We start from the raw sequence: 20,061 nt of genomic DNA on the forward strand, positions 1-20,061 counted from the left end.
CGTGCCGCTATGGGAACCCCGAGCCCTGAAACGCCGTCATACAGGGCGCAAAAAGTCCAGATGCTGCGACAAGGCTCGCACGTTCTCTCGACCGGGGCGACGGGAAAGTGATGTCTGACAGGCTAGATGGCGAAAAGTCGGGGAAGGTTGCGTGGCGCACGCCACGCTGGCTCCGTGGCCCGCGGCCGGAGTCGGTGCCGGGGGTCGTCGGAACGGCCGGAGTGGTCGTCGGCCTGTTGAACCTGGCCGCCGGGGTGTTCCCACGGTTCCGGCACAGCCGGGTGCACGCCCTTGCCGAGGTGCTGCCGGGCGCGGTGAGCCCGCTGGCGGCCGCCGCCTCCATCGTCGTCGGCATCCTGCTGCTCCTGCTGGCCCATGGACTCAAACGGCGTAAGCGGCGGGCCTGGGGCGCGGCCGTGGCGCTGCTCCCGGTGGGGATCGCCGCTCAGCTGGTGTACCGCCACTCCGTCTTTGGAGCGCTGCTGTCGCTGGCGCTGCTGGTGTTCCTGGTGTGGCACCGGCGGGAGTTCGCGGCACTGCCCGACCCCCGCAGCCGCTGGAAGGCGGTGGCCAACCTCGTCGTCCTCGGCGGCGCCGGCTTCGCCATCGGCATGGTGATCGTCAGCTCCCACCCCCACAAGATCGTCGGCTCGCCGTCCTTCTGGGAGCGCGCCCAGCACGTCCTGTGGGGCCTGTTCGGCTTCGAGGGCCCGGTCGGCTACACCCACCAGGTCGACTACACCGTCGGCTACTCGCTCGGCGCGCTGGGCCTGCTGATCGTGGCCACCACCGCGTACCTCGCCTTCCGCCCCGAGCACCCGGCGGCCCGGCTGACCGACGAGGACGAGCGGCGGCTGCGCGAGCTGCTCGCCCGCCACGGCGGCCGGGACTCGCTCGGCTACTTCGCGCTGCGCCGGGACAAGGGCGCGGTCTTCTCCCCGTCGGGCAAGGCCGCGGTCTGCTACCGGGTCATCTCCGGCGTGATGCTCGCCAGCGGCGACCCCATAGGGGACGTCGAGGCCTGGCCGGGCGCCATCGAGCGCTTCATGGAGGAGGCGCGGGCGCACTCCTGGACGCCGGCGGTCACCGGCTGCAGCGAGACCGGCGGCCAGGTGTGGACCCGGGAGACCGGCATGGACGCCCTGGAGCTCGGCGACGAGGCCATCGTGGACGTGGCGGACTTCACCCTCTCCGGGCGCTCGATGCGCAACGTGCGGCAGATGGTCAAGCGCATCGAGCGCAACGGCTACGAGACCCGGGTGCGGCGGGTGCGCGACCTGGACCCGGCCGAGCTGGCCCGGATCCAGCAGGCCGCGGACGCCTGGCGGGACACCGACACCGAGCGCGGCTTCTCCATGGCGCTGGGCCGGATCGACGCCGTGGCCGACGGCGACGCGGTGATCGCCACCGCGCATCTGCCCGTCGCCGAGGGCGAGGAGCCCGGACCCTACGGCGATCTGAAGGCGATGCAGCACTTCGTGCCGTGGGGTGACAACGGGATCTCCCTGGAACTGATGCGGCGTGACCGCAGCGCCGACCCCGGCATGAACGAACTGCTGATCGTCGCCGCGCTGCAGGCCGCGCCCGACCTCGGCATCAAGCAGGTGTCGCTGAACTTCGCGGTCTTCCGCTCCTCCCTGGAGCGCGGTGAGAAGCTCGGCGCCGGACCGGTCATCCGGGTCTGGCGGGGAATGCTGATCTTCCTGTCCCGCTGGTACCAGATCGAGTCGCTCTACAAGTTCAACGACAAGTTCCAGCCACGCTGGGAGCCCCGCTTCGTGGTCTTCCGCAACAGCCGTGACATCCCGCGCATCGGTCTGGCGGCGCTGCAGGCCGAGGGCTATCTGGAGCTGCGCCTGCCGCGCGTACTGCGCCGGGGGAACGCCGCCGAGCCCCGGCCGTGCGTGCATACGGTGGAGCCGGTCCACGCGGCGGGTGCGGTCGAGCGGGCGGCCTGACGGGCGCCCGGCCCGGCCGCCCGGGCCGGGCGCGCGCCCCGCGCCACGAGGGCCCGGCGGCGGGCGCGTACCCGCACGCGACGGCCGCAATCCGGCCGGTCGGCACACGGCCTACGCTGGTGCCATGAGTACCTTGCGTGGCCGGGTGGCCGGACTGCCGGACTGGGACCGCTGCGCGGTGATGGGCGTCGTGAACGTGACGCCCGATTCGTTCTCCGACGGCGGTGAGTGGTTCGACACCGAACTCGCCGTCAAACACGGTCTCGACCTGGTGGCGCAGGGCGCCGACATCGTCGACGTGGGCGGCGAGTCGACCCGGCCGGGCGCGGCGCGGGTGGACGAGGCCGAGGAGCTGCGCCGGGTCGTCCCGGTCGTCCGGGAGCTGGCCGCGGCCGGCGTGGTGGTCTCCGTCGACACCATGCGCGCGTCGGTCGCCGAGCAGGCGGTCCAGGCCGGGGCGCGGCTGGTCAACGACGTCAGCGCGGGCGCCGCCGACCCGGCGATGGTGCCGGTGGTGGCCGCCCATCACGTCCCGTTCGTCGTGATGCACTGGCGCGGCCAGTCCATCGACATGAACAACCGCGCCGTCTACGGGGACGTGGTCGCGGAGGTCGTCGAGGAGCTCGGGCAGGCCATGGACCGCGCGGTGTCCGGCGGCATCGACCCGGACCGGATCGTCATCGACCCGGGGCTGGGCTTCGCCAAGGAAGCCGGGCACGATCTGGCGCTGGTCGCCCAACTGGCGCGGCTGCGGGCGCTGGGCCGGCCGCTGCTGGTGGCGGCTTCGAGGAAACGGTTCCTGGGCAGGGTGCTGGCAGGCGGCGAGGGAGCCGCCCCGCCGCCGGCCCGGGAGCGGGACGCCGCGACGGCGGCGGTATCGGCGATGGTGGCGCGAGAGGGGGCCTGGGCGGTGCGGGTGCACGAGGTCAGGGCGAGCGCGGACGCGGTACGGGTGGCCCGTGCCGTGGAGGGCGCGGCGGCGGCCGCCAAGGGGGACGCGGCCGGCATGGCCGCTGCGGACGGGACGACGGTGACCACGACGGGAGCGGTGTGAGCGGCTTGGGCCCACGGACGGACATCGAGCTGGTCGAGCAGGCGAACACGACCCTGTACGAGACCATCGAGCGCGGCGATCACGAAGCGCTGTCCGAGCTGTGGCTGGACGGTCAGGTGAGTGTGGTCCACCCCGGCTGGCCGGTGTTGCGCGGGCGCGGCGAGGTGCTCCGCTCGTACGCCCTGATCATGGCGAACACCGAGTACATCCAGTTCTTCCTCACGGATGTGGAGATCGACGTCATCGGCGACACCGCGCTGGTGACCTGCACCGAGAACATCCTCAGCGGCGGGCCCGCCGAGGACGACGGGTCGGTGGGGCCGCTGATCGGCCAGCTGGTCGTCGCGACCAACGTCTTCCGGCGCACGGAGGACGGCTGGCGGGTGTGGTCGCACCACGGCTCGCCGGTGCTGGCGGACCGCGAGGACGAGGACGACGAGGAAGGGGAGGGCGAGGGGGACGAGGACGCCCTGTGAGCGCGTCCTCGCGCGCGGCGGGTGCGGACGCCCGCTGAGCGGGCCGTCCCGGGGGCGACGGCGTTTCCCGGGCCCGAGCGGCGGCGGCGTGTGAGCCTTGCCATGACGGCCCGCCCTTGCGTTCACGGCGATGGCCTGCGCAAAGCGTCAGCGACGGGCGTCAGCCGTCCGGGTGGGGGCGCACCCGTTCGAGCCAAGTGCGGCACGGGTAGGGGTGGGGCGTGGGCAGGGGGGTAAGAGGCCGCGCGGACGATCTCCCGGTCCGCGGGGCGCGCCGCGCCTAGCAGCAGGTCGGGGTCTTGTCCATAGCCCCCGTGGGCGAGGACTGTCGGTGCTCGAAGGTAGATTCGATGGCGGGGCAGTGTTGCCGGATCGCTCCGGCGCCTGCCCGGAACCGACGATCAGTGGCGCCAGAGGTGCCGTGGACCAGTGGGAGTGATTCGCGTGGATCGTGTCGCGCTGCGTGGGCTTAAGGCCCGGGGCCACCACGGGGTTTTCCCCCGTGAGCGCGAGGAAGGCCAGACCTTCATCGTCGACCTGGTCCTCGGTCTGGACACCCGCCAGGCGGCAGCCTCCGATGATCTCGCGAAGACCGTGCACTACGGGGTCGTGGCCGAGGAGGTGGTGGCCGTCGTGGAGGGCGAGCCCGTCGACCTCATCGAGACCTTGGCGGAGCGCATCGCCGACCAGTGCCTCAAGCACGCGGGCGTGCAGGAAGTGGAGGTGGTGGTGCACAAGCCGGACGCGCCGATCACCGTCCCCTTCGACGACGTGACCATCACCATCACTCGGAGCCGAGTATGAGCAGCAGTGACCCGACCGTACAGCCGGTGCCCGCCTCGGTGGTGGAGCAGGTTGACGCCGCCGACGTGACGCTCTCCAACCCCAAACGCGCCGTGATCTCCCTCGGCAGCAACCTCGGCAACCGCCTGGAGACCCTCCAGGGAGCCGTCGACGCGCTGGAGGACACCCCCGGCCTGCGGGTCAAGGCGGTCTCCCCGGTGTACGAGACCGAGCCGTGGGGCGTGGCACCGGGCAGCCAGCCGTCGTACTTCAACGCCGTGGTGCTGATCAAGACGACGCTGCCGCCGGACTCCCTCCTGGAGCGCGGGCACGCGATCGAGGAGGCCTTCGAGCGGGTCCGCGACGAGCGCTGGGGCCCGCGCACGATCGACGTGGACATCGTCGCCTATCAGGACGTCCTCTCCGACGACCCGCGCCTGACGCTGCCGCACCCGCGCGCCCATGAGCGGGCGTTCGTGCTGGTGCCGTGGCACGACATCGACCCCGAAGCGGTGGTCCCCGGGCGCGGCGCGGTGGCCGAACTCCTCTCGTCGATCGGCCACGCCGGCGTGGCGCCGCGGGCGGATCTGGAACTGCGGCTGCCGGAGTAGCCGTTAGGGTTGCGGGTCGGTTCCCTGCGGGAGACATGCGTACGGAACGGACAGCGCGGCCATAACGGCAAGATGGTCGTGACGGCAGGGATGGTCATGACGGTGCGAGGGGCGATCGCTCGGTGAAGCAGCTACACATCAAGGTGCTGGTCGGGCTGTTCCTGGCGGCCGGGGTGCTCGCCTGGGGCGGCGCCCGGCTGTGGGACTCGTTCGGGACGCTGCCCAGCGTGCCGGTGGCCGCGCCGATCGTGCTGGCACTGATCGCCGCGGTGCTCGCCGCCACCGCCCTCTCGCTCCGCTCGCGGCTGCGCGCCCAGCGTGAGCGCCGGCCCGGCGCGAAGGGCGTCGATCCGCTGGTGGCCGCCCGTGCGGTGGTCTTCGGGCAGGCGAGCGCCCTGGTGGCGTCGCTGGTGGCGGGTCTCTACGGCGGCGTCGGCGTCTTCCTGCTGACCGCCGGGCTCGATGTCGCACCGCGCCGGGACCAGGCGATCTACGCAGGTCTGTCGGTGGTCGCCGGGGCGGCGGTGGTCGCCGCGGCGATCTTCCTGGAGCGGGTGTGCAAGCTTCCCGACGACGAGGGGAACGGCGGGGTCGACGCCGCGGTGTGACACCGCGGTCCGCCGTCGGCCGCGGTCAGGCTCCCGCGCCCGGCACCGTGTCGAGCGACACCTCGCCGCGCGGGAGGTTCCCGGCGTCCGCGGCGGTGGACCGGCGCAGCGCGCCGTGCAGCCCGGCGGGCGTCAGGACGCCCAGATGACGCTCTTCGTCGCGGACCGCGACCCAGCCGGCGTCGTGCTGCAGCATCGCGCTGAGCGCGTCCTTGAGCGGGGCGCCGAGCGGCAGCCAGGCGTCCATCCGCCGGGCGTGCGCACGGACCGTGCCCCCGGGGGCGCTCTTGTCGAAACCTCGGCCGGCCGGCGGGCCGCCCGCCGCTCCCGTGAGCGCCGCGGCCGCCACCCAGCCGTACGCTGATCCGTCGGCCTCCAGGACGACCGCCCAGGGAGCGCCCTCGGAGGTCAGCCGCTCGGCGGCGCGGGCCGCGGGGTCGTCGAGCCGGACGACCGGCGGCTGTTCGAGATCACCGGGGTCGACGGGCGTGACGGAGAGCCGCTTCAGGCCCCGGTCCGCGCCGACGAACCGGGCGGCGTACGGGGTCGCCGGCGCGCCCAGCACCGTCGCGGGGGTGTCGAACTGCTCGATGCGCCCGGCCCCGTAGACCGCGATCCGGTCGCCGAGCCGGACCGCCTCCTCGATGTCGTGGGTGACGAACAGGACCGTCTTGCGGAGCGTGGACTGCAGCCGCAGGAACTCGTTCTGGAGGTGCTCGCGCACGACCGGGTCGACGGCGCCGAAGGGCTCGTCCATCAGCAGCACGGGCGGGTCGGCGGCGAGCGCGCGGGCCACGCCGACGCGCTGGCGCTGGCCGCCGGAGAGCTGGTCGGGGTAGCGGTCGCCGTACGTCGACGGGTCCAGGCCGACCAGGTCGAGGAGTTCGGCGGCGCGGGCCCTGGCCTTGCCGCGCGGCCGGCCGAGCAGGTGCGGGACGGTGGCGGTGTTGTCCAGGACGGTCTTGTGGGGGAAGAGCCCGACCTGCTGGATGACGTAGCCGATGCGGCGTCGCAGCTGGACCGGGTCGATGGCGGATATGTCCTCGCCGTCGAGGTGGATGCGGCCGCTGGTGGGCTCGACGAGCCGGTTGACCATCTTCATCGTGGTGGTCTTGCCGCAGCCCGAGGGGCCGACGAGCGTGACGAGTTCCCCCTCGGCGACCTCGAAGGTGAGGTCGTCCACGGCTTTCGTACCGTCGGGGTAGCTCTTGGTGACGTGCTCGAAGCGGATCATGATTCCCCCTTGTCGACGGGCCCATTGTGGCCGGGGCCCTGTGAACGCGGTGTTGCGCGCGGATGGCGATGCGGCCGGTGAGCTGCGGGGCCGGGCCGATTGTCAGTGGTGGGGGTTAGGGTCGCAGACAGCCACCGCAAGGGTGTGCGACGGGGGCGGGGGAGGTGACGAGTCATGAGCGGCAGTGCCGCCGGGTCGAGCTGTCTGGTGACGAACGACTGGATCTGCGGTGAGTATCTGCGCACCCGCAGCCAGGAGTTGGTGGACGCGACGGTCCAGCACATCGGCATCACCGCCGTGTCCGTGGCGATCGGCCTGCTGATCGCCTTTCCGCTGGCGCTGCTCGCCCGGCACCGCCGGGGCGCGGCCGGGCCGGTCCTGGGGCTGACGACGGTGTTGTACACGGTCCCCTCGCTGGCGATGTTCGCGTTGCTGACACCGGTGTTCGGGGTCTCGGCGGCGGTGGTCGTCACGGGCCTGGTGCTGTATTCGCTGACGATCCTGGTGCGCAACATCCTCGCGGGTCTGCAGGCGGTGCCCGCCGAGGTGCGGGAGGCCGCCCGCGGGATGGGGTACGGCTCCGCGCGGCTGCTGTTCGAGGTGGAACTCCCGCTGGCGCTGCCCGCGGTGGTGGCCGGCCTGCGGATCGCGACGGTCTCGACGGTGGCGATGACGACCGTCGGCTCCGTCGTCGGGTACGGCGGCCTGGGGAATCTCATATCCAGCGGTATGGAGGGCTTCTTCAAGGCGGAGGTGCTGACGGCGTCGGTGCTGTGTGTGCTGCTGGCGCTGGCGGCCGATGTGCTGCTGATGGGCCTTCAGCGGCTGCTGACGCCCTGGACGCGGGCGCAGGCGCGGGCGAAGTCCCGTGCCCGGCGCGGCGCACGGACGGCGAAGGCGGTGGGCTGAGCATGGGCGCGATCGCGGATGCCTGGCAGTGGCTGACGACGGCGGCCAACTGGGCGGGGGAGAAGGGGGTGTGGCATCGGCTGGCCGAGCATGTCTGGCTCAGCGGGCTGTGCCTGCTCCTCGCCTGTCTGATAGCCCTGCCGGTGGCGCTGTATCTGGGGCACATCGGCAAGGGCGGGGCCCTGGCGGTCAACCTCTCCAACGTGGGGCGCGCGGTACCGACGTTCGCGGTGCTGGTGCTGCTGACGCTCAGTCCGCTGGGGCGGCACGGGGACTGGCCGACGATCATCGCGCTGGTGCTGTTCGCCGTGCCGCCGCTGCTGACCAACGCCTATCTGGGCATGCGGGAGGCGGACCGTGATGTGGTCGAGGCGGCGCGCGGGATGGGGATGTCGGGGCCGCAGCTCCTGGTGCGGGTCGAGATACCGCTCGCCTATCCGCTGATCATGACCGGCCTGCGGTCGGCCACGGTCCAGGTGGTGGCGACCGCGACGCTGGCCGCGCTCGCCGGCGGCGGGGGCCTGGGCCGGATCATCACCGCCGGCTTCGGCAACTACGACACCGCCCAGGTCGTCGCGGGCGCCGTGCTGGTGGCCGTGCTCGCCCTGGCCGTGGAGGGCGTACTCGTCCTCGCGGAGCGGCTCCTGGACCCGATGCGGGGGCGGCGCCGCGCCGTGCGGACAGCATCGCGTACGACCAGGGGCGCGGGCGAGGGGCGCAGCCGCGGCACACCGGCATCGGCACCCGCCCCGTAGGGACCGAAGCCGACCGGCGTCCCCGACCGTCTCTGCCGGCCCGGCCACGACCTGGCCGACCCGACCACGACGTGACCCGACCGCGACCCGACCGCCCCGATCACAACCTGACCGACCCGAACCCGACCGAACCCGACCGGACCACGACCCGAACCCGACCCGGCCGGACCCGAGCTGATCCGAACGGACTGAATGGTGGCATCCATGAGCAGCAAGTCGCGCGCGGCCCGGACCGCGCTTGTCGCGGGCACCGTCGTCGCGCTGGCGGCCGGACTGGCCGCGTGCGGTGGCCAGAGCCTGGAGGAGAAGGGCGGCGGCAAGGGAGGCAAGGGCGAGCTCGTCATCGGCTCGGCCGGTTTCACCGAGTCGAAGGTGCTCGCCGAGATATATTCCAAGGTCCTCGCCGACGCCGGATACCGCACCCGGGTGCAGACGCTCGCCAATCGCGAGCTGTATGAACCGGCCCTGGAGAAGGGCCAGATCGATGTGGTTCCGGAATACGCCTCCACGCTCGCCGAATTCCTCAACGCGAAGAAGAACGGCAGCAAGGCGAAGCCCGTCGCCTCCAGTGACGTCGACAAGACGGTGGCGGCGCTGAAGAAGCTCGCCGGGCCGCGCGGACTCAAGGTCCTGCCCGCGGGTGGGGCGACGGATCAGAACGCGTTCGCGGTCACCAAGGAATTCGCCGCCGAGCACAAGCTGAAGACCCTCTCCGACCTCGGCAAATCGAAGCAGAAGATCAAACTCGCGGCGGGCGAGGAGTGCGAGACCCGGGTGTTCTGCAAGCCGGGCCTGGAGCGGACGTACGGCATCGACATCACGGGCCTGGACCCCAAGGGAGTCGGGACCCCGCAGGCCAAGCAGGCGGTCAAGGACGGCACCGACCAACTGGTGCTCACCACGACCACGGACGCCACGCTCGACAACTTCGGCCTGGTGCTTCTCAAGGACGACAAGAAGCTCCAGAACGCCGACAATGTGCTGCCGGTGCTGAATGCCAAGAGCGCAGGTGACAAGGAGATCGAGGCCGCCCTCGGGAAGCTCGCGAACGCGCTGACGACCGAAGATCTGATCGACCTGAACCGCAAGGTGGATGCCGAGCGGCTCAAGCCCGCGGATGTCGCGCAGGCGTTTTTGGAGTCCAAGGGGCTGGCCGAGAAGTAACCAGCGGGAAACGGATTGGCGGGCGGGGCCCCATAGGTCCCGCACGCACGGTAAGTTTCTGGCCATGCCACGAGGACGCCACCGCCATTCACCACCCCTCCACCGGCTGCTTCCTCCCTCGACGGTCGCCGGTGCGTCAATCGCCTGCGCCGCGGGCGCGTGGTTTGTCGGCGACGATCTGGTGCAACGGGTGCTCGCCGCGGGCGCGGCAGCCGCCGCACTGACCGGCGCCGTCCTGCTGCGGAGCTGGGACCGCAAGGCCGGCCGACGGGTCGCCGAACTCACCCGCGCCCGGGTGCGCGACGAGTGGCGCACCGAGGAGCGGATAGCCGAGCTCGAAACGGACGTCGAGGAGTCCCGCGAGCTCCGGGTGGCCCTGGACACCAAACTGCGTGCCAAGCGTGCCGAATTGGCCCGGCTGCGCAGCGAGCACGCCGAGCTGCTGCGCCGCTACGCCACCGCCGAGACCGAGCGGGCCAGCGCCCTGGAGGGCCGCCGACTGCTCGCCATAGAGGCCGCCGCCCCGGCCAGGGCGCTGCCGGCCGCCGCCGGCCCCCTCCCGGCGCAGCGCGAGCCCGCCGCGACGTCGGGCCGCCCGGCCGCGGACCGCCAGGGCCCGACCCCCGCCCTGTACGCGCGGGCCGACCGGGCGCTGGGTCAACTGGCCCGTAACGCCGCCAGGCAGCGCGCCGCCCAGAACGCCACGGGTACGCCGCGGGCCGGCGACCGGGCGGCGGCGACCGCCCCCGCCGGGTCCGCCGACGGTGCCGCCCAGAGCGGCCGGACCGGCCGGAGCGCCCAGGACGGTGAGAACGGCCGGGGGAACAACCGGGCGGCCGCCGCCGAGCGCACGGGCGAGGCACGCCACGCCCGTACGGCCACCGCCGCCGGACCCGCGCTCCGCCCCGTCCCGGCCACCGCCACCGCCGTCGCCCCGCACCGCCCCACCGCCTCGCGCGAACTGGGCGGCTTCGACTTCTTCGGCAACGCGGCCGCCGCCGGCCCCCGGGAGCTTCCCGCGCCGCTGGAGGACGATCTGGCGGACGTCGTCGGCGACGAGGCGCTCGCGGAGCAGTCGGCCCGCGCGAAGGCCCGTGTGGCGCGTACAGAGGCGCGCAAGGGGACGCGTGCGGAGCTGACCGCGGGGAGCGCCGGGACGGACGGCGAGGAGGCCGCCGAACCGACCGCGGACGGCGAGACCACCACCGGCGCGGGCGAGGTCATCGACCTCACCGCGCACGACGAGACCGAACAGCTCGACCTCGGCGCGCTGCGCAGCGCGATGTCCTGACGGCGCCAGCGCGCCACGACCTCGGCACCGTGTCCTGACCGAGGCCGGCGGGCGCCGGCACATCCGGCAGATCGGCCCCGGAGCCTCACCGGCTCCGGGGCCGCACGCTTTCGGCGGTCTCGGCTCCCGCGGCCCGTAGCGGCGGCTGTCCACAGGGTGTGGACGAGGTGGGCGAGGGCGGGGACGGCGGCAGACGCAGGCCGGGCCGCGCGCCGGACCGACGGCGAGATGGTGCTCACCCGGGGGACAGCGGCCCGGCGCGCCGCCCGCCGCCTACTTGTCGATGTCGCCCACGACGAAGAAGAGCGACCCGAGAATCGCCACCATGTCGGCGACCAGCGTCCCCGGCAGCAGCTCCACCAGCGCCTGGATGTTGTTGAACGACGCCGAGCGCAGCTTGAGGCGGTAGGGGGTCTTGTCGCCCTTGGAGACGAGGTAGTAGCCGTTGATCCCCAGGGGGTTCTCGGTCCAGGCGTACGTCGTGCCCTCGGGCGCCTTCAGGACCTTGGGGAGCCGCTGGTTGATCGGCCCCGCGGGCAGCTCGGCGATCCGGTCCAGGCAGGCGTCGGCGAGATCGAGCGCGTTGTGGCTCTGCTCCAGGAGGCACTCGAAGCGCGCCAGGCAGTCGCCCTCCTGCCGGGTGACGACCTTGAGCGTGGACCGCAGCTCCTCGTACGCCAGATACGGCTCGTCGCGCCGCAGGTCGAAGTCGACACCGGAGGCGCGGGCGATCGGCCCGGAGACGCCGTAGGCGTGCACCGTCTCGGGCGCGAGCACGCCGATGCCCCGCGTACGGCCGCGGAAGATCTCGTTGCCCAGGACCAGGTTGTCGAAGACGTCCATCCGGGAGCGCACATCGGCGACGGCGTGCCGGGCCCGGCCGAGCCAGCCGGCCGGCAGGTCCTCCTTGAGGCCGCCGACCCGGTTGAACATGTAGTGCATCCGGCCGCCGGAGATCTCCTCCATGACGGTCTGCAGCTCCTCGCGCTCACGGAACGCGTGGAAGACGGGGGTGATGCCGCCCAGCTCCAGGGGGTAGGAGCCGAGGAACATCAGATGGTTCAGCACGCGGTTCAGCTCGGCCAGCAGCGTCCGCACCCACACCGCGCGCTCGGGTACCTCCATGCCCAGCATCCGCTCGACGGCCATCACCACGCCCAGCTCGTTGGAGAACGCCGACAGCCAGTCGTGCCGGTTGGCGAGCATGATGATCTGGCGGTAGTCGCGCGCCTCGAAGAGCTTCTCCGCGCCGCGGTGCATATAGCCGATCACCGGCTCGGCGTGCTGGATCCGCTCGCCGTCAAGGACGAGGCGCAGCCGCAGCACACCATGCGTCGAGGGATGCTGCGGGCCGATGTTCAGCACCATGTCGGTGCTCTCCGCCGCGCCGCCGATGCCGACCGTCGTCTCCGTCATGGGAACAGTCTCGCAGCACCTGGTCCACGCCTCTCAGGTGTCCCACCCCTTGAGCCGCTCAGGCGTCCCGCCCCGTGAGCAGTCCCGCGCACTCCCCGCCCACCGGCTCCAGGAGCCAGCCGAAGCCGCCCAGGCCCGCCGGGTCGGTCAGCTCCGCCGCCGCACCCGCCGCGCTCAGCGCCCGCAGGTAGGCGCCGGGGTCTGTGCCGGCCAGGGCGAGCGGTGGGCGCCGGCCGTCCACCCCCAAGGCGCGCAGCGCCTCGCGCTGGGTCAGCCGCTCCGCCGACGGGCCGGCGCAGGCGTCCAGCGCGACATGGGCGGTGATGTCGCAGCTGCCGTCCGGCACGGGGTGCACCTCGCGGCCGTCGCGGAAGCCGGTGAGGGTGCCGAAGAGCGGGCGGTCGCCACGTTCGTGGGCGTAGTCGGCGGCGACGGCGAGCCCGGCGCGCAGCGAGCGGACCGCCCGCGCCCAGGCCTGGTCCCGGGGACGGCCGATTTCGGCGCGTATCCCGGGGGAGGGGGCGTCGGCCGTGGCGTCCTCGGAGGCGCTCAGCGGAGGCGCCCACCACCGGCGGAGCCACGCCGCGTCCGCCCCGTCGACCGGCTCGCCCAGCCGCTCGGTGCCGTCGGCGCGGACCAGCACCCGGCGCGGCACGCCGTCCGCGTCCGTCTCGACGACGTCGACCGGCACGTTGTCGAGCCATTCGTTCGCGAACAGCAGCCCGGTGACCGAGCCGGGGGCGGGCAGCTCGGCCAGCCAGCCGATCCGCCGGTCCAGACCCTCGGGGCGGGCGGCACGCTCCACGGCGTACGGGTGCAGCCGTGCGGCGACCTCGTCCGGCAGTGCGGCCAGCACCCCGGTCAGCAGCTCGCCGCGCCCGGCGCCGACGTCGATCAGCGCCAGCTCGTCCGGGTGGCCGAGTGCGGCGTCGACGCGGCACAGGAGCGTGGCGACCGCACCGGCGTAGAGGGGGGAGGCATGGACGGAGGTACGGAAGTGGCCGGCCGGGCCGGGCCCGCCGGGCCGGGTGTAGAAGCCGTCGTCCGCCCCGTACAGCGCCCGCTCCGTCGCGTCCCGCCAGCCGCACCACTCGTTCGTCACCCGTCCCACGGTACGGGCGGGCGCGGGCCCCTGGCGGCCGGGGAGACCGGGGGACCGAGGATCGGCTCGCGGGGCGACTACGGGGATCGGCTCGCGGGGCGACGACGGCGGTCGGCCCAGGCGGAGATGCGGATCGGCCCACGCGGAGATGCGGATCGGCCCAGGCGGAGATGCGGATCGGCCCCCGCGGAAAACGCGCGGAGATGTGGAGATCATCCTCCGGTCCACCACATTCGGCGCAGAGAGTCTCCACCTTGCGGAGTAGGCCGGTCGCACAGGATCGCTCCTCCGGTTGACCCGTACACCTATCCGGGCTGCCTACGCTGGGTTACGTGCAGCGCCTCTACGACTTCCTCCGCAGGCACCCGACGGGAGTGGACACCTTCTGGGCCGTCCTCCTCCTCGGGTTCAGCGGGCTGTGGCTCGCGGCCGACACCTCAGGCACCGAGCAGATCATCGCTGCGATCTTCACAGTCGGCCTGTGCCTCGTCATCGCGCTGCGCCGCAAGGCACCCGTGAAGATGCTGCTGCTGACGGCCGCCATCGGCGTCGGTCAACTGATCTTCGCCATCCCGACCAACCCGGGTGACTTCGCGATGTTCGTGATCACCTACACCGTCGCCTCCGGCCCCACCATCCCCCGCTGGGCCTCCCGCTGCGCGCTCGCCGGCGCCCTCCTGGGCCCCGCCCTGTCCCTGTGGCGCTTCTCGGAGGGGCCCACCAGCCGGCCGGTGTGGGAGATGGCGTTCTTCACCGCGCTGCTCACCGTGCCCTTCGTACTGGCCTGGGTGCTCGGCGACTCCATGCGCACCCGCCGCGCCTACTGGGCGCAGCTGGAGGAGAAGGCCGCCCGGCTGGAGAAGGAGCGCGAGGCGCAGTCCCGGATCGCGGTCGCCGCCGAACGCGCCCGGATCGCCCGCGAGCTGCACGACGTCGTCGCCCACAACGTCTCGGTGATGGTCGTCCAGGCCGACGGCGCCGCCTACGTCCTGGACACCGCCCCCGAACAGACCCGTCAGGCCCTGGAGACGATCTCCGGCACCGGGCGCCAGGCACTGGCCGAGATGCGCCGCCTGCTGGGCGTACTGCGCACCGGCGAACAGCCCGAGAGCGGCGAGTACGTCCCCCAGCCGGGCGTCGAGCAGCTGAGTGATCTCATCGACCAGGTGCGCGGCGCCGGACTTCCGGTCGACTTCCGGGTGGAGGGCGAGGCCCGCCCGCTGCCCAGCAGCGTCGAACTGACCGCGTACCGCATCGTCCAGGAAGCGCTCACCAACACCCGCAAACACGGCGGCCCCGATGTCGGTTCCACCGTCCGCCTGGCCTACAAGGACGACGAACTCGACCTGCTCGTCGAGGACGACGGACGGGGCGCCCAGCACGAGCTGTACGAAGAGGGCGGGGCGGACGGCCTCGGGCACGGCCTGATCGGCATGCGCGAACGGGTCGGCATGGTCGGCGGCAGTCTGACCGCGGGCCCGCGGCCGGGCGGCGGCTTCCGTGTCACCGCCGTGCTGCCGCTCAAACCGGAGCGGTGAGCCGAGTCGGCCGGCCCGCCACGGTCCGCACCGCCGACGCACCCGCCCCGCCCACCGCCTCGACCCCGTACGCTCGGCCGCCTCACTCTCCTGCTCTGAAGGGATCCCCACGCCATGACCATCCGCGTGATGCTCGTCGACGACCAGGTGCTGCTGCGCACCGGCTTCCGGATGGTGCTGGCCGCGCAGCCCGACATGGAGGTCGTCGCCGAAGCGGGTGACGGCGTGGAGGCTCTGGAGGTGCTGCGCTCCACCAAGGTCGACGTGATCCTCATGGACGTCCGCATGCCGCATCTGGACGGGGTGGAGGCCACCCGCCGGATCTGCGAGGGCGGGCAGAAGGAGGGCGCCCCGAAGGTGCTCATCCTGACCACCTTCGACCTGGACGAATACGCCTTCTCCGCGCTGAAGGCCGGCGCCAGCGGCTTCATGCTCAAGGACGTGCCGCCGGACGAACTGCTCGCCGCCATCCGGGCGGTGGAGAGCGGCGACGCGGTCGTCGCGCCGTCCACCACCCGCCGGCTCCTCGACCGCTTCACGCCGATGCTGCCCGCCACCTCCGCCGAGCCGTCCCGGCCCGAGCTGGAGCGGCTGACCGAACGCGAGCGGGAGGTGCTGCTGCTGGTCGCCCAGGGCCTGTCGAACGGTGAGATCGCGGCCCGGTTGGTGCTGTCGGAGGCCACCGTCAAGACCCATGTCGGCCGGATCCTCACCAAACTGAGCCTGCGCGACCGGGTCCAGGCAGTGGTCCTCGCATACGAGACGGGGCTGGTACGGGCGGGCGGGTCAGGGGGAACGGGCGCCTAGCGGATTGGGCGCCTAGCCAAGCGGGCGCCCAGCCGAGCGGGCTCCCTCAACGCAGCACGCCTTCAAGGAAGTCGCTGCCCAGCCGGGCCACCACCTGGAGGTCCAGCTGGTGCAGCACATAGCGCCCACGGCGCCGCGTCTGGATCAGCCCGGCCTTCTTCAGCATCGCGACATGGCGCGACACCTCCGGCGGGGTGATGCCGTACGCGTTCGCCAGCTCCCCCGTCGTGTGCGGCCCCCGCGACAGCGTGCGGCACAGCTGCATCCGCATCGGGTGTGCCAGCGCCTCCAGCCGCTGCTGTACGAGTTCCAGCGCGGCCGGCGCCGGCAACTCCGGGCTGGCGACCGGGTACTGGATCACCGGACGCCACCCCGGCGCATGGCTGAACACCAGATGCGGCCAGCCGAACGACGTCGGCAGGAACGTGACGCCGGGGTCCGCGGGGCTCGCATACGCCGTCGTACGGCCGCCGGCCAGCTTGTCGATCACGATCCGTACGCCGCCGCTGCCGTCCTGCGCCTCCTCCAGCGACAGCGCCGCCGACGTCGCCGGCAGCGTCTCGGCCAGGCCCTTGCGGCGCAGCAGCTCGGTCTTGTGCCGGGCGTCCGCGGCCAGTTGGATGCCCACCCGCCGCCAGATGTCCCCGAAGAACGCCTCCTCGCAGTCCTCGAACAGCCGGCGCAGCCACACCCGCAGGCCGTCGGGATCGGTCAGCATCCGATCGGTGAAGGCCGCCTGCCGGGGGCCCCGCGCGGCGGCCATCTCCCGTACGCGCGCCCGCTCGTCCGCGTCGACGAGGGGCGAGGGGGTGAGATGGGTGTACTTCGGCGAGCAGGAGATCTCGAACGCGGCGGCCACGAACCGCTCATCGTCGATCTTGTCCAGCTCGTCCAGGTCCTCGGCCAGCGTCGCCCCGGGACGGGCCGGCAGCAGGATGTCGGAGCGGGAGGAGCGCCACAGGAAATCCGCCTCGCACAGCCGGTCGGCCAGGTCGGTCTTCAGCGCCGCGTTGGTGGCGGTGACCCAGCCGTGCAGCCCGGGGTGGTGCCCCGGCTCGGACAGCGCGTGCAGCGCGGCGCTCAGCTCCGCCAGGGGCGAGGGGGAGAAGACGACGCGCTCCGCCGGCAGCCCGGTGATGTCGATGACGTTGGCCATGGAACCATCATGCGCGAGCCCGCGACCTGCACGGTCGTCGATTGACGGCTCCCGTCAATCGACGCGCCCCAGCCGGCCGGACCACCCCACAGTGGGACCCATGGACGCCATCCAGCAACACCTCCTCGACACCTACCGCACCGCCCAACAAGCCGAGGCCACCCCACCCGCTCCGGGGTTCCACACCGTCCGTACCGCTCAGGAGATCCGCCAGTGGCGACGCTTCCAGGACGTGGTCTTCGGAACGCAGGGGTGGGGGCTGGAGCGGATCCGGCGGGCCGTACGCGCAACCGTCCCGGGCTTCCCCCGCCCCCGCCCCGCCGCCCACCCACTCGCTCCCACCCCGGCCGAGAACCGCTCGCCGGAGCCGACCACCCGGGACGGCAACGGCCTGCTCCGTGCCTGAGCCCTGCCTGATGAGCCAGGGCCGGACAGGCCCCAGTGCTCCGGCACCGGTACCGGAGCGACGCTGGGCACCCCCGAGCCGATGCCCCCGGCTGCGGGCGACGCGCAGGGTGTCACCGAGGGCGTCTCTCAAGCAGCGGGCGAGGTAGCACAGTTCGTGGGCGGTGGCCCTTTCGTCGAGCAGCGTCAACTCCTCTCTGGAGATGCGAATGCCTGTCGCGATGATGCCGTCATCAGGCGACTCGAACGCCTCTCTAGGATGTCTAGAGATCGCCAGGAGGGAAGCGCCGCCATGGTTGGCCAGGACAAGCAGTGGCCCAAGTACCAGCGGATCGCCGAGGCTTTGAAGCAGGCCATCGCCTCAGGCGCATACCAGCCGGGCGATCGCCTGCCCGGAGAGAACGACCTGATGGCCGAGCACGGCGTCGCGCGGATGACGGCGCGTCAGGCGCTGGGAGTGCTGCGTTCCGAGGGGCTGGCCGAGTCCCGTAAGGGGGCTGGGGTGTTCGTGCGGAGTTTCCGGCCGATCCGGCGGCGCGGGATTCCTCGCCTGGCACAGGAGCACTGGGGCGCCGGGCACTCCGTCTGGTCGGCCGATGTGCCTGATCGGGACCTGGTGGTGGACGAGGCCACCACCGGCGAAGAGCGGGCGGGCGACTCCGTTGCGGCACGGCTCGACATCGCGCCGGGTGCGGCTGTTTGTGTGCGCAGACGTCGCTTCGTGCTCGACGGGAAACCCGTGCTGCTCTCCACGTCCTTCCTCCCGGCCGATCTGGTGGCGGGGTCGGCGATCACCCAACCCGATAGCGGGCCTGGCGGGATCTATGCCCGGCTCGCGGAACTGGGTGCGGGACCGGTGCGCTTCCGGGAGGAGGTGCGGGTCCGCATGCCCTCGACAGGTGAGGCCGAGCGGTTGCGGCTGCCCTCCGGCACGCCCGTGATCCTCATCAGTCGTACGGCGGTGACCGAGGAGGGGCGCGCGGTTGAGGTCAACGAGATGACGCTCGACTCGTCGGCCTATGTGCTGGAGTACGACTTCGACGCCTGAGCCGGTTCATCCGCTGAGTGCGCAGCCCTGGGAGGCCGGGCCGACGGCGGCCACGGTGTCCGGACGCGCGACGCGACGCGTGCTCCGGGATGCCGGGGGCGGGCCGCGGTATCCGCCCCCGGTCGTGCCCGGGGCGAAGTCCGCGCCCGGCCCGCCTGGTCCGCCCGGCGCGCCCGGTCCGCGCCCGTGCGGGCCGGCCCATGGCTAGGAGGCTGTCCCCGTCACCCTCCCCACATAGCCCACGAACTCCACGACCGCCCTCTGCACGTCCGCGGCCGTCCACTCCATGGCGGAGGCGGCGACCGTCATCTCGGTCATCGCCACCCCGGGCGGTCCGGCCAGATCCGGCGCGAACCACTTGCGGAACAGCGTCGTCCTGGCCTCCTCCGCCTGCCGGACCACGGCCTCGTTCAGCGCCGCGGGCGGATACGGCAGCCACAGCTGGAACTCGTGGGTGTGCGGGACCTGCGGGTGCACCCTGAACCACGGCACACCCGCCTCGGTCAGACCGTCGTGCAGCGCCCGCGCCACGACCTCGGCGTGCGCCACGTACCCGGGCAGCCGTGGCAACTCGTGGTCCAGACCGGCCAGTGCGGCCAACGCGGTCGGCCACTGCTGGAACAGCTGGCCGCCGTAACGGTGTCGCCAGGCGCGCGCCTCCGCCACGAAGTCCTCGCTGCCGGCGAGCGCGGCGCCCGATATGCCGCCGAGCGACTTGTAGTACGAGACGTACACGCTGTCCGCGAGGGCCGCGATCTCCGGGAGGGAGCGGCCGAAGTGCCGGCCGCACTCCCACAGCCGTGCGCCGTCGAAGTGCACCACCGCATCGCGGTCCCGGGCCGCCGCCACCACAGCGGTCAGCTCCTCCCAGGTGGGCAGCGTGAATCCGACGTCCCGCAGCGGGAGTTCGAGGGCGAGGGTGCCGAACGGCTCCTGGAGGTCGTATATCTCGGCGGCGGTCGGCAGCCGGGGAGCGCCGGTCGGATGCACCATGCGCAGCCCGCTGACCACCGCGTAGGCATCGCGCTCATGCACCTCCAGATGGGAGCGGGGGTGACCGGCGACCGTCGCATTGCCCGTACGCCCCGCCCAGCAGCGCAGCGCCACCTGCTGGGCCATCGTGCCGGTCGGGAAGAAGGCGGCGGCCTCGGTGCCCAGGATTTCGGCCGTCCGGCGCTCCAGTTCGCCGACTATGCCGTCGTCGTTGCCGTAGACATCGACCCAGTCGTCCAGGTCGTATGCGGCGGGAGCGTCGGCCACCAGGCGCTTCAACCGCTCGCGGACGGTCTCGACGGGTGCGCCGCCCGGCAGTACCCGCTCCGAGCCGCGGAACGCCGCGAGCATCCGATCCCGCTCGACCGGGGCGGCGCCATGGAGCTCGTCCGAGTCCGCGTCGATTCCCCTGCCGGAATCGGTCACAGTGCCGGCGTCTGCGCCGGTGTCCCCCTCCGAAGGGGTACTGCCCGAGGCGTCTCGCGCGGCCCCGTCCGGAGCCCCGTCCCCTGTTTGCGTCGTGCGCTTCATCCGTCCCCCTGCCGTGCTCGTTCCGCCGGCTCGCCTGCCCTTTTCTCGGGCCTTCCGCGCGCCGATGCACCGATCATGACCCAGCCCGTCGCGGGCCCGCGACCCCTGTGGATAACTCTCGCGAGAGGACCCCCGTCTCACCCTCGGTACAGCACTGAAGCACGCCGGAAGCACTCGCGTAGCATGGCGAGGAATCGTCCGGTACCCCCCGCGGACTGGAAC

19 protein-coding genes are annotated in these 20,061 nt (G+C 72.6%); 14 read left to right on the forward strand and 5 right to left on the reverse strand.

Annotation, left to right across the window (positions count from 1 at the left end; translation table 11 throughout):
• Positions 1–110 precede the first annotated feature (110 nt).
• The 6 genes from ACFWZH_RS11260 to ACFWZH_RS11285 all read left to right on the forward strand — a co-directional run bounded on the left by ACFWZH_RS11260 (position 111) and on the right by ACFWZH_RS11285 (position 5,490).
• A complete protein-coding gene (locus ACFWZH_RS11260) occupies positions 111–1,958 on the forward strand; it encodes a phosphatidylglycerol lysyltransferase domain-containing protein (RefSeq protein WP_384428059.1) in 1,848 nt (615 codons plus the stop codon).
• A gap of 124 nt (positions 1,959–2,082) precedes the next feature.
• On the forward strand, positions 2,083–3,012 hold the full coding sequence (gene folP / locus ACFWZH_RS11265; protein WP_384428061.1) for a dihydropteroate synthase: 930 nt from the start codon (positions 2,083–2,085) through the stop codon (positions 3,010–3,012).
• 5 nt (positions 3,013–3,017) lie between these two features.
• Positions 3,018–3,488 carry a nuclear transport factor 2 family protein gene (locus ACFWZH_RS11270; protein ID WP_384428196.1) on the forward strand — a complete coding sequence of 157 codons (471 nt, stop codon included), beginning with the start codon at positions 3,018–3,020 and terminating at the stop codon, positions 3,486–3,488.
• A 444-nt stretch (positions 3,489–3,932) separates the two neighbouring features.
• Complete coding sequence (folB, locus tag ACFWZH_RS11275) at positions 3,933–4,292, forward strand: dihydroneopterin aldolase (protein WP_384428063.1); 360 nt, start codon at positions 3,933–3,935, stop codon at positions 4,290–4,292.
• A complete protein-coding gene (gene folK, locus ACFWZH_RS11280; RefSeq protein WP_384428065.1) occupies positions 4,289–4,882 on the forward strand; it encodes a 2-amino-4-hydroxy-6-hydroxymethyldihydropteridine diphosphokinase in 594 nt (197 codons plus the stop codon). Before folB ends, folK begins: the two co-directional genes overlap by 4 nt.
• A 122-nt stretch (positions 4,883–5,004) precedes the next feature.
• Positions 5,005–5,490, forward strand: a complete 486-nt coding sequence (locus tag ACFWZH_RS11285; protein WP_384428067.1) for a DUF3180 domain-containing protein — start codon at positions 5,005–5,007, stop codon at positions 5,488–5,490.
• 25 nt (positions 5,491–5,515) lie between these two features.
• Here the strand turns inward: ACFWZH_RS11285 and ACFWZH_RS11290 are convergent, their stop codons facing one another.
• Positions 5,516–6,724, reverse strand: a complete 1,209-nt coding sequence (locus ACFWZH_RS11290) for an ABC transporter ATP-binding protein (RefSeq protein WP_384428069.1) — start codon at positions 6,722–6,724, stop codon at positions 5,516–5,518.
• A 174-nt stretch (positions 6,725–6,898) separates the two neighbouring features.
• Between ACFWZH_RS11290 and ACFWZH_RS11295 the strand changes: the two genes are divergently transcribed.
• The 4 genes from ACFWZH_RS11295 (at position 6,899) to ACFWZH_RS11310 (ending at position 10,843) form a co-directional block, all read left to right on the forward strand.
• A complete protein-coding gene (locus ACFWZH_RS11295) occupies positions 6,899–7,633 on the forward strand; it encodes an ABC transporter permease (protein WP_384428071.1) in 735 nt (244 codons plus the stop codon).
• Between the two features lie 2 nt (positions 7,634–7,635).
• Entirely contained in the window at positions 7,636–8,388 is a 753-nt protein-coding gene (locus ACFWZH_RS11300) for an ABC transporter permease (protein WP_384428073.1), read from the forward strand.
• A gap of 204 nt (positions 8,389–8,592) precedes the next feature.
• On the forward strand, positions 8,593–9,552 hold the full coding sequence (locus ACFWZH_RS11305; RefSeq protein WP_384428075.1) for an ABC transporter substrate-binding protein: 960 nt from the start codon (positions 8,593–8,595) through the stop codon (positions 9,550–9,552).
• Between the two features lie 64 nt (positions 9,553–9,616).
• Positions 9,617–10,843, forward strand: a complete 1,227-nt coding sequence (locus tag ACFWZH_RS11310) for a hypothetical protein (RefSeq protein WP_384428077.1) — start codon at positions 9,617–9,619, stop codon at positions 10,841–10,843.
• Positions 10,844–11,116: 273 nt separating this feature from the next.
• Here ACFWZH_RS11310 and ACFWZH_RS11315 read toward each other — a convergent pair whose 3' ends face one another.
• Together ACFWZH_RS11315 and ACFWZH_RS11320 are read right to left on the reverse strand one after the other, a co-directional pair.
• Positions 11,117–12,259, reverse strand: coding sequence for an NADH-quinone oxidoreductase subunit D (locus tag ACFWZH_RS11315; protein WP_384428079.1), 1,143 nt, complete (start codon positions 12,257–12,259; stop codon positions 11,117–11,119).
• A 58-nt stretch (positions 12,260–12,317) separates the two neighbouring features.
• Positions 12,318–13,361, reverse strand: a complete 1,044-nt coding sequence (locus ACFWZH_RS11320) for an SAM-dependent methyltransferase (RefSeq protein WP_384428081.1) — start codon at positions 13,359–13,361, stop codon at positions 12,318–12,320.
• 332 nt (positions 13,362–13,693) lie between these two features.
• Between ACFWZH_RS11320 and ACFWZH_RS11325 the strand changes: the two genes are divergently transcribed.
• Together ACFWZH_RS11325 and ACFWZH_RS11330 are read left to right on the forward strand one after the other, a co-directional pair.
• Positions 13,694–14,899 carry a sensor histidine kinase gene (locus ACFWZH_RS11325; protein WP_384428083.1) on the forward strand — a complete coding sequence of 402 codons (1,206 nt, stop codon included), beginning with the start codon at positions 13,694–13,696 and terminating at the stop codon, positions 14,897–14,899.
• A gap of 114 nt (positions 14,900–15,013) precedes the next feature.
• Positions 15,014–15,706, forward strand: a complete 693-nt coding sequence (locus ACFWZH_RS11330; protein ID WP_384428085.1) for a response regulator — start codon at positions 15,014–15,016, stop codon at positions 15,704–15,706.
• A 46-nt stretch (positions 15,707–15,752) separates the two neighbouring features.
• Here the strand turns inward: ACFWZH_RS11330 and ACFWZH_RS11335 are convergent, their stop codons facing one another.
• The gene (locus tag ACFWZH_RS11335) at positions 15,753–16,862 is read right to left on the reverse strand and encodes a DUF5937 family protein (RefSeq protein WP_384428087.1); all 1,110 of its coding nucleotides are present in this window, start codon (positions 16,860–16,862) and stop codon (positions 15,753–15,755) included.
• 100 nt (positions 16,863–16,962) lie between these two features.
• Here ACFWZH_RS11335 and ACFWZH_RS11340 point away from each other — a divergent pair, with 100 nt between their 5' ends.
• Positions 16,963–17,268, forward strand: coding sequence for a hypothetical protein (locus ACFWZH_RS11340; protein WP_384428089.1), 306 nt, complete (start codon positions 16,963–16,965; stop codon positions 17,266–17,268).
• A gap of 291 nt (positions 17,269–17,559) precedes the next feature.
• A complete protein-coding gene (locus ACFWZH_RS11345; RefSeq protein WP_384428091.1) occupies positions 17,560–18,315 on the forward strand; it encodes a GntR family transcriptional regulator in 756 nt (251 codons plus the stop codon).
• Positions 18,316–18,519: 204 nt separating this feature from the next.
• Here the strand turns inward: ACFWZH_RS11345 and ACFWZH_RS11350 are convergent, their stop codons facing one another.
• Positions 18,520–19,734 carry a threonine aldolase family protein gene (locus ACFWZH_RS11350; RefSeq protein ID WP_384428093.1) on the reverse strand — a complete coding sequence of 405 codons (1,215 nt, stop codon included), beginning with the start codon at positions 19,732–19,734 and terminating at the stop codon, positions 18,520–18,522.
• Positions 19,735–20,061: the final 327 nt, after the last annotated feature.

Source organism: Streptomyces sp. NPDC059008 (assembly GCF_042749045.1).
Lineage (GTDB): Bacteria > Actinomycetota > Actinomycetes > Streptomycetales > Streptomycetaceae > Streptomyces.

What these genes read in the sequence shown, in the direction of transcription:
- ACFWZH_RS11260 (WP_384428059.1), top strand. Translation starts at nt 111, where the DNA reads ATGTCTGACAGGCTAGATGGCGAAAAGTCGGGGAAGGTTGCGTGGCGC.
- folP (WP_384428061.1), top strand. Translation starts at nt 2,083, where the DNA reads ATGAGTACCTTGCGTGGCCGGGTGGCCGGACTGCCGGACTGGGACCGC.
- folK (WP_384428065.1), top strand. Translation starts at nt 4,289, where the DNA reads ATGAGCAGCAGTGACCCGACCGTACAGCCGGTGCCCGCCTCGGTGGTG.
- ACFWZH_RS11290 (WP_384428069.1), bottom strand. Translation starts at nt 6,724, where the DNA reads ATGATCCGCTTCGAGCACGTCACCAAGAGCTACCCCGACGGTACGAAA.
- ACFWZH_RS11295 (WP_384428071.1), top strand. Translation starts at nt 6,899, where the DNA reads ATGAGCGGCAGTGCCGCCGGGTCGAGCTGTCTGGTGACGAACGACTGG.
- ACFWZH_RS11300 (WP_384428073.1), top strand. Translation starts at nt 7,636, where the DNA reads ATGGGCGCGATCGCGGATGCCTGGCAGTGGCTGACGACGGCGGCCAAC.
- ACFWZH_RS11305 (WP_384428075.1), top strand. Translation starts at nt 8,593, where the DNA reads ATGAGCAGCAAGTCGCGCGCGGCCCGGACCGCGCTTGTCGCGGGCACC.
- ACFWZH_RS11310 (WP_384428077.1), top strand. Translation starts at nt 9,617, where the DNA reads ATGCCACGAGGACGCCACCGCCATTCACCACCCCTCCACCGGCTGCTT.
- ACFWZH_RS11315 (WP_384428079.1), bottom strand. Translation starts at nt 12,259, where the DNA reads ATGACGGAGACGACGGTCGGCATCGGCGGCGCGGCGGAGAGCACCGAC.
- ACFWZH_RS11330 (WP_384428085.1), top strand. Translation starts at nt 15,014, where the DNA reads ATGACCATCCGCGTGATGCTCGTCGACGACCAGGTGCTGCTGCGCACC.
- ACFWZH_RS11335 (WP_384428087.1), bottom strand. Translation starts at nt 16,862, where the DNA reads ATGGCCAACGTCATCGACATCACCGGGCTGCCGGCGGAGCGCGTCGTC.
- ACFWZH_RS11340 (WP_384428089.1), top strand. Translation starts at nt 16,963, where the DNA reads ATGGACGCCATCCAGCAACACCTCCTCGACACCTACCGCACCGCCCAA.
- ACFWZH_RS11345 (WP_384428091.1), top strand. Translation starts at nt 17,560, where the DNA reads ATGGTTGGCCAGGACAAGCAGTGGCCCAAGTACCAGCGGATCGCCGAG.